The sequence below is a fragment of the Bathymodiolus azoricus thioautotrophic gill symbiont genome, assembly GCF_001298715.1.
Classification (GTDB): domain Bacteria; phylum Pseudomonadota; class Gammaproteobacteria; order PS1; family Pseudothioglobaceae; genus Thiodubiliella.
On the sequence record NZ_CDSC02000319.1, the window covers coordinates 1 to 7,939 of the forward strand.

Consider the following 7,939-nt stretch of genomic DNA (forward strand, 5'->3'; position numbering starts at 1 on the left):
GTTGGGGTTTTATAATATTGCCAAAACAGCATTCTTAAACACCCACCCACGCTGCTCAAAATCATCAAACATATCAAAACTCGCACAAGCTGGGGACAACAAAATCGCACCGCTGTCAATTAAGGTGCTGGCGGTATTAACTGCCGCTTCCATAGAGTTGGCATAGGTAACCTTTGCAGTGTAGATGTTGTTACCCAATTCTTTAGCGCTTTGCCCGATTAAAACAACATTGGATATATTGTTATCAATCAATTCAAATAAAGCGCTGTAGTCTTCTTGCTTTTTGATGCCACCTGCAATGAGTACGATGTTTTTATATTTATCAATTAGTGCATTGAGTGCGGTAATAGCGGCAATGGCATTGGTGGCTTTGGAGTCGTTGTAATAATTAATATTTTGCTTTTTTGTGATCCATTCTAGGCGGTGCTCTAAGCCTTTAAAGATTTTAATGGTCGTGATCATTGAGTCGGTATTAAGTCCAATTTGCTCGCCCAAAGCAAGTGCAGCCAATACATTAACTATATTGTGTTGTCCAATGAGTAACATATCGTCTACATCCATTAGTGGGTCATCGCCTTTTAAAATATAGCAACTGCCGTGGCAGATAACGGTGCCAAAATCACTGTCTTTCTTAGGCATATCAGTACCAAAATATTTGGCGTTATCTATCGTTGAGGTGAGCGGTTCATCTGCGTTGATAACTGGATGCTGGCAATATTGATATAGGCTGAGCTTGGACTTGGCATAATGCTCAAAACTGGGGTATCGGTCTAGGTGATCAGGAGTGATGTTGAGCACCACGCCAGTTAATAACTCTAAATTCTGTGTGTAATCTAGTTGATAACTGGATAATTCCAACACATAATAATCAACTTTATCACTTAAACAATCTAATGCTGGCTTGCCAATATTGCCGCCAATGGTAACTTTTTTGCCATCATTGGCAATCATTTCACCGAGTAGTTGGGTAACGGTTGATTTGCCATTAGAGCCGGTAATACCAATAATTGGGGCCTGGGCATGGCGTGAAAATAACGCTATATCACTAATAATAGGGATGTTATTGGCCCTAGCCAAAATCACGATAGTCTCACTTTGAGCGACCCCAGGGCTAATAATAACTTCATCAATATTATTTAACAACTCAGGCTTCCAGTCGCCTAAAAATAAATTTTCTGTGTTAAATTGGCTTTTAAATTGCGATAAAAATGGGGGAGTGTTTCGATTATCTGCCACCCTAAAAGCAACTTGTTGTTTGGTTAAAAACCGTGCAATAGAGACACCTGTTTTTCCTAAGCCTAAAATCAACTTCATCTTGGTTTTTTTAGTATAAAATTAAATCATTTTACACGCTTAACAACAAAGGATAAATTATGAATATATTTGCAAATATGGCAACAATGAGAGTTACCAAGGTTAAAAATAAAGTTTTGTCAGACACTATGAAATTATTATCATACACACTAGTATTTGGTGGCTTGTCTTCTTGGTTTTCAATCTCTATTGGCGCAAGTTTTGGCTCAGCAATCGTTAGTTCAATCGCAGCAATTGTGGTAATTTGGTTTGTCTTACCAAGAACTCAAAATAGCAATATGGGGATTTTAACTGCATTTGCAGTTGCAGGTCTATTGGGCTATTCCCTTGGTCCGATGTTGACGCATTACTTAGCAACGCCAAATGGTGCAAATTTAGTAATGCAAGCACTAACTGGTACGGGTGTCTCCTTCTTTGCAATTAGCTTTTATGCGCAAAACACCAAAAAAGATTTTAGTTTTCTCAATGGCATGATATTTTTTGCTATGATTGGCATTATTGTTTTGTATTTAATTAATATATTTTTTATTGAATCTTCTTTTGTTAGCTTAGCCATTTCATTTGCCGTGGTATTAATCATGGGTGCATTTATGCTTTCACAAATGTCCGCTATTATTAATGGCGGAGAGACTAATTACATTTCAGCAACGGTTGGTCTGTATTTAGCATTACACAATATGTTTGCCAGTTTGATGCATATTTTGGGTGTATTTGGCGACGATTAATCACTCAACAACAAAAAACCACCCCTTATTATGATTGATCAAGAGGGGTATCGTGCCAATGTTGGTATCGTTATTACCAATGACAAAAAGCAGGTACTCTTAGCCAAGCGTCATCAACAGGATGCTTGGCAATTGCCACAAGGTGGCATTGACGAGGGAGAAAGTGAACTTGAGGCTTTGTTTCGTGAGTTAAATGAAGAAGTTGGACTCTTACCTGAACATGTAGACTTGATTGCCAAAACACCAAAATGGTTGCGTTATGATTTGCCAAAACAACACATAAGACGCAGACAAAAACCACTTTGCATTGGACAAAAGCAGGTATGGTTTTTGCTAAAACTTACTGGTGAAGAGAGCAATATCAAACTAGACACGCACTGTGACATTGAGTTTGACGATTGGCAATGGGTGGATTATTGGCACCCTATTGAGATGATAATTGACTTTAAAAAGTCGATTTATGAAGATATGCTCAAATCTTTAGCCCCTGTGTTATTTGACAATCAACATAAAGTTCCAACACAATATTTCCGTTCACTTAAATGCGTGGCAATTACACTCAACAAATAATCTAATGCAGTGGTCTCTATTGGTATAATTCCAACCTTTATTCATTCATAGATAGGATTAACTTATGAATATAGGGATTTTGGGACTGGGCACTGTTGGTGGTGGTGTGGTTAATGTCTTAGCAAAAAATCAAGCTGAAATCATGCGTCGCACAGGCGTACAAATACAAGTAACGCACGCCGCAGTTAGAGATATCAATCAACCTCGCATTTGCCCAACAAAGGGCATTGAGTTCACTCAAGCACCTTTTGAAATCGTTAATAATGACTCAATTGATATTGTCTTAGAGTTAATGGGTGGCACTACTTTAGCAAAAGAACTGGTAAAAACAGCCATTAAAAATGGCAAGCATGTGATTACTGCCAATAAAGCCTTGATTGCCACCCATGGCAATGAATTGCTTGCTTTGGCAAAAGACAACAACACGCATTTGTTGTTTGAAGCAGCGGTAGCGGGTGGTATTCCAATCCTTAAATCTTTAGAGCAAGGGCTGAGTGCCAACCAAATTGAAATGGTAGCTGGCATTATCAACGGTACAGGCAACTTCATCCTAACTGAAATGCGTGATAAGGGTAGAGATTTTGCCGATGTGCTGAAAGAAGCACAGGAGTTGGGCTATGCTGAAGCTGACCCAACTTTTGATGTTGAAGGCATTGATGCAGCGCACAAATTAGCCATATTAGCCGCCATTGCTTTTGGTTGTGAGTTGCAATTTGACAAAGTATCTACACAGGGCATTAGTCAAATCAGTGGTGAAGATGTGGCCTTTGCCACAGAGTTAGGTTACTCCATTAAGCACTTAGGCATTGCTAAGAAACTCAACGGTAAAATTCAAATGCGTGTGCATCCAACACTCATCCCAAAGACTCGCCTATTGGCAAATGTTGATGGCGTGATGAATGCAGTCTTAATCAAAGGCAATGCTGTGGGTCCAACGCTTTATTATGGTGCTGGTGCTGGTGCTGAAGCTACAGCAAGTGCTGTGATTGCTGATTTGGTTGATGTGATTAAAGACACGCTCAGTCATAATGTTTTAGGCTGGCAGTCATTTGAAGCAATACCTTATCAAAATCAAGATGATATTGAAAGCATCTTTTATCTACGCTTATTAGCCACTGATAAACCAGGGGTGTTGGCAGATATTACAGCAATTTTTGCCAATCACAATATTAGCGTAGAGGCAGTTGTACAAAAGCAAATTGACGCACAAGACAATGCACATATCGCTATTATTACCAACCAAGTAAAGACCAGCAATATTAATGCAGTAGTAGCAGCAATTCAAAAACATGATTCTATCCAAGAAGAGGTTAAAATCATTCATGTAGAAACATTAGACTAAAAGGACAATACAATGAGATATACCGGCTTAATTAACCACTATAAAGATAGACTACCTGTTAACGAAAACACACGCTTTATCAGCCTAGGTGAAGGCAATACGCCTCTTATTCGCTTAGAAAATATCCCCGCCCTACTGAGTAAAAAAGTTGATATTTATGTGAAATACGAAGGCTTAAATCCAACCGGTTCATTTAAAGACCGTGGCATGACGATGGCAGTAACTAAGGCGGTAGAAGCAGGATCAAAAGCCATTATTTGCGCTTCTACAGGCAATACATCCGCCTCTGCTGCTGCTTATGCAGCCCGCGCTGGCATTAAAGCCTTTGTACTTATTCCAGAAGGTAAGATTGCCTTAGGTAAATTAGCGCAGGCAATGATTCACGGTGCGGTGATTATTCAAATCAAAGGTAACTTTGATGATGGTATGCGCTTGGTTAAAGAAGTGGCTGAGCATGCGCCCGTATCCATTGTAAATTCAATCAACCCTTTTCGTCTGCAAGGTCAAAAAACAGCCAGCTTTGAGATTGTTGAAGAATTGGGCGATGCGCCTGATTATCACTGTTTGCCTGTGGGTAATGCGGGCAATATCTCTGCACATTGGATGGGCTATAAGGAATACCAACAAGATGGCAAGGCCACTAAAACACCTGCCATGGTGGGCTATCAAGCAGAAGGTTCTGCCCCTTTTAAAAAAGGTGAGATGATAGACAATCCCGAAACAATTGCGACCGCTATTCGTATTGGCCACCCGCAAAGTTGGGATTTGGCACATGAAGTTGAAAGGGAATCAAACGGTTGGTTTGATGCACTAAGCGATGCTGATATTTTGAGCGCTCAAAAACTACTAACCGAAAAAGAAGGTATTTTCTGTGAGCCTGCATCAGCCACATCACTAGCAGGTGCAATGCGTGACATTAAAAGTGGCAAGATCTCTGAAGGATCAAAAATTGTTTGCACCTTAACAGGTCATGGCTTAAAAGACCCTGATACAGCAATTGCCCAATGTTCTGATGAGATGATTAATATCAACCCTGTGATGGAAGAAGTTAAGAATGCGATTTTAGATAATATGTAAAAAAATATGAAAATTAAACTAAAAGATCTTGGTGCAATCAAACAAGCAGAATTTGAAATGGGTGATTTAACTATTATCTGTGGCAAAAACAACACAGGAAAGACTTACACGACCTATGCCTTATTTGGTTTTTTAGAGTTGAAGAATAAATTTTTGCAAATAGAAGTTAAAGATACCTATGTGGAAGACTTGTTAAGCAGTGGTAGTGTATCTATTGATTTAGCAGATTACAGAAATAAAATTGGTGGATATTTAAAGCAAGCATGTCAAAAGTATAGCAAGCAATTGGCCAATATTTTCGCCTCAAAAGAAAGCTTATTTCAGTCCGCCCAATTTGATATTAAAACAACCAAAAACCTCTCTTTAGAAAAAGAATTTAAACAAACTGTGGGAAGTAATGAAAATCAAATGTTTTCTTTGACTAAGGCAAAGAATAGCAACCACTTGATAATTTCCTTGTTAAGTAAAAAAGATCAAACAGAACTCCCTAAACAAATTATTAAAAATATTATTGAAGATTTTATTGTTGAAATTTTGTTTGATGATTTATTGCCGAATGTCTTTATTGCAAGTGCAGAACGAACAGGTGCAGCAATTTTTAAAGATGAACTGGATTTTGCTCGCACTCGATTATTAAAAGAGATGCATGGTAATAAAGAAGTTGATCCGATAGATTTATTGTTTAAAAATTACCACGATTACCCTCTTCCAGTTGAAAAAAATGTAGAGTTTATTCGTAGATTAAAAAAAATATCAAAAAAAGACAGCTTTATCGTAAAAGAACACCCAGATATTCTAAAAAAATTTAGCGACATTCTAGGTGGAAAATATCAATTAGACAAAAGTGATAACTTAATTTTTCGTCCTAATAAATCAACAATAAAATTAGAATTAGGTGAAAGTTCAAGTGCGGTGCGTTCATTATTAGATCTTGGTTTTTATATGAAACATATCGCAAAACCAAATGATTTACTTATCATAGACGAACCAGAATTAAATCTACACCCTGAAAACCAACGACTGATTGCTCAAATATTAGCCAATTTAGTTAACTTAGGTATCAAAGTATTTATCACCACCCACAGTGATTATATCACCAAAGAATTCAGCACTTTAATCATGCTTAACTCTGACGCCAATAATGATTATCTAAAAACAATTGCTAACAAAGAGGGGTACAAGTGTAACGACTTATTGAAGCCTCAACAGGTTAAAATGTATGTCGCTAAAAAAGCATCAATAAAACTAGATGGCAATACGAGAAAAACTAGAAATAACACTTTAACTCCTGTGGAAATAGATGATAAATTAGGAATTAGCGGTGGTGGTTTTGAAGACACTATTGATAAGATGAATAAAATTCAAGAAAGTATTATTTGGCAATAAAAATGGACGACTTTGGGCTGTTAGAAGAATTATTTAAAGATAAGTTAATAAAGGCAACAGAAGGTGAATATGGAAAACACTGTATAAAATTAGAAGAGACATCTGAGGAAAATTCTTATTCAATAACCATCAGGCAAACGCCAGAAGATGCTATTGCTATTAAAGCCGATAGTTTTCCAGATTTAAAAGAATTTTTTAATTGCTCCAGTGAGATTGGTCAATGTAAGCGTTCAGATTTTATTATTATTGCCGATAGTAAGTTAATTTTTATTGAGCTTTCTACCACCAGAAAACAAAAAAAAGAAGTTGAGCAACAATTACAAGGCGCACAATGTGTCATAGATTATTGTTGCAGTATTAGTGATAAATTTTACAATCACTCTCTTTTAACAAATTATCATCCATATTTTGTTAGTATCTTTAACATTGGCACCAACAAAAGATCAGAAAGATTACAAAAAGTAAACGAAAATAAAACTCCTCAAGATTTTTTAAGGATTAATGCGTCAGAACATGTGGAATTCAGAAAATTATGCAATACAAAACCATAGAGCAAACCATCGGCAACACGCCTTTGGTTAAATTACAAAGACTCAACCCCAATAAATCTAACACTATTTTGCTCAAACTTGAGGGTAATAACCCTGCTGGATCGGTAAAAGACCGTACGGCATTAAATATGATTACCCAAGCCGAGGGGCGCGGTGAAATCAGTACAGGCGATACCTTGATTGAAGCCACCAGTGGCAATACGGGGATTGCCTTAGCGATGGTGGCAGCGATTAAAGGCTATAAAATGATATTGATTATGCCTGAAAATCTCTCTCAAGAGCGTAGGGATGCGATGGCGGCGTATGGTGCTGAGTTGATTTTAGTCAGCGAAGCAGCGGGGATGGAAGGTGCACGAGATTTAGCCGACACCATGGAAAAAGACGGCAAAGGTAAGCAACTTGACCAATTCTCTAATAGGGATAATTCAGGTGCGCACATCAACACAACTGCACAAGAAATATGGCAAGACACGAATGGCGAGGTTACGCATTTTGTCTCGGCTATGGGGACGACTGGCACGATTATGGGTGTATCTGAAACACTCAAAAAGCATAACAAAACCATTCAAATCATCGGTGTACAACCTGAAGACGGGGCAAAAATTGCAGGCATTCGTCGCTGGCCAACACAATATTTACCAAAAATATTTGACGCCACTAAAGTTGATACAATAATGGATGTCTCACAAGTTGCTACCGAACAAACCACCCGTGATTTAGCCACGCAAGAAGGTATTTTTGCTGGTGTATCGTCTGGTGGTGCTGTGTCTGCTGCTATTGAGCTATCTAAGCAAGTGGATAATGCTGTGATTGTGACTATCGCTTGCGACCGAGGAGATAGGTACCTTTCTACTGGGTTATTTAATGTAATTACCCTAATCCAAAAATAGAAATCAAAAAAACACACAAACCCCAACTGGTATAATGATTTCAACCAAAAAACCGTCTTCACCCATTGGGTGAAAACACAAAAG

The 7,939-nt window shown here is 38.0% G+C and carries 8 protein-coding genes; 7 read left to right on the forward strand and 1 reads right to left on the reverse strand.

All coding sequences use genetic code 11. The features are described 5' to 3' along the window. Positions 1 to 9 precede the first annotated feature (9 nt). Positions 10 to 1,314, reverse strand: a complete 1,305-nt coding sequence (gene murD / locus BAZSYMA_RS06135) for a UDP-N-acetylmuramoyl-L-alanine--D-glutamate ligase (protein ID WP_090716733.1) — start codon at positions 1,312 to 1,314, stop codon at positions 10 to 12. A gap of 59 nt (positions 1,315 to 1,373) precedes the next feature. On the opposite strand from murD, the gene BAZSYMA_RS06140 reads away from it, so the two are divergent. From BAZSYMA_RS06140 to cysM, 7 genes are all read left to right on the forward strand, one after another. Then, complete coding sequence (locus BAZSYMA_RS06140; protein WP_090716735.1) at positions 1,374 to 2,039, forward strand: Bax inhibitor-1 family protein; 666 nt, start codon at positions 1,374 to 1,376, stop codon at positions 2,037 to 2,039. Between the two features lie 30 nt (positions 2,040 to 2,069). Beyond that, entirely contained in the window at positions 2,070 to 2,609 is a 540-nt protein-coding gene (locus tag BAZSYMA_RS06145) for an RNA pyrophosphohydrolase (RefSeq protein WP_090716737.1), read from the forward strand. A gap of 64 nt (positions 2,610 to 2,673) precedes the next feature. Continuing rightward, complete coding sequence (locus tag BAZSYMA_RS06150; RefSeq protein ID WP_090716740.1) at positions 2,674 to 3,951, forward strand: homoserine dehydrogenase; 1,278 nt, start codon at positions 2,674 to 2,676, stop codon at positions 3,949 to 3,951. A 12-nt stretch (positions 3,952 to 3,963) separates the two neighbouring features. Further along, on the forward strand, positions 3,964 to 5,028 hold the full coding sequence (gene thrC / locus BAZSYMA_RS06155; RefSeq protein WP_090716742.1) for a threonine synthase: 1,065 nt from the start codon (positions 3,964 to 3,966) through the stop codon (positions 5,026 to 5,028). A 6-nt stretch (positions 5,029 to 5,034) separates the two neighbouring features. After that, entirely contained in the window at positions 5,035 to 6,414 is a 1,380-nt protein-coding gene (locus BAZSYMA_RS06160; RefSeq protein ID WP_090716745.1) for an AAA family ATPase, read from the forward strand. A gap of 2 nt (positions 6,415 to 6,416) precedes the next feature. Then, complete coding sequence (locus BAZSYMA_RS06165) at positions 6,417 to 6,965, forward strand: hypothetical protein (RefSeq protein ID WP_090716748.1); 549 nt, start codon at positions 6,417 to 6,419, stop codon at positions 6,963 to 6,965. Beyond that, positions 6,947 to 7,855, forward strand: coding sequence for a cysteine synthase CysM (gene cysM / locus BAZSYMA_RS06170; protein ID WP_090716751.1), 909 nt, complete (start codon positions 6,947 to 6,949; stop codon positions 7,853 to 7,855). Before BAZSYMA_RS06165 ends, cysM begins: the two co-directional genes overlap by 19 nt. Positions 7,856 to 7,939 lie beyond the last annotated feature (84 nt).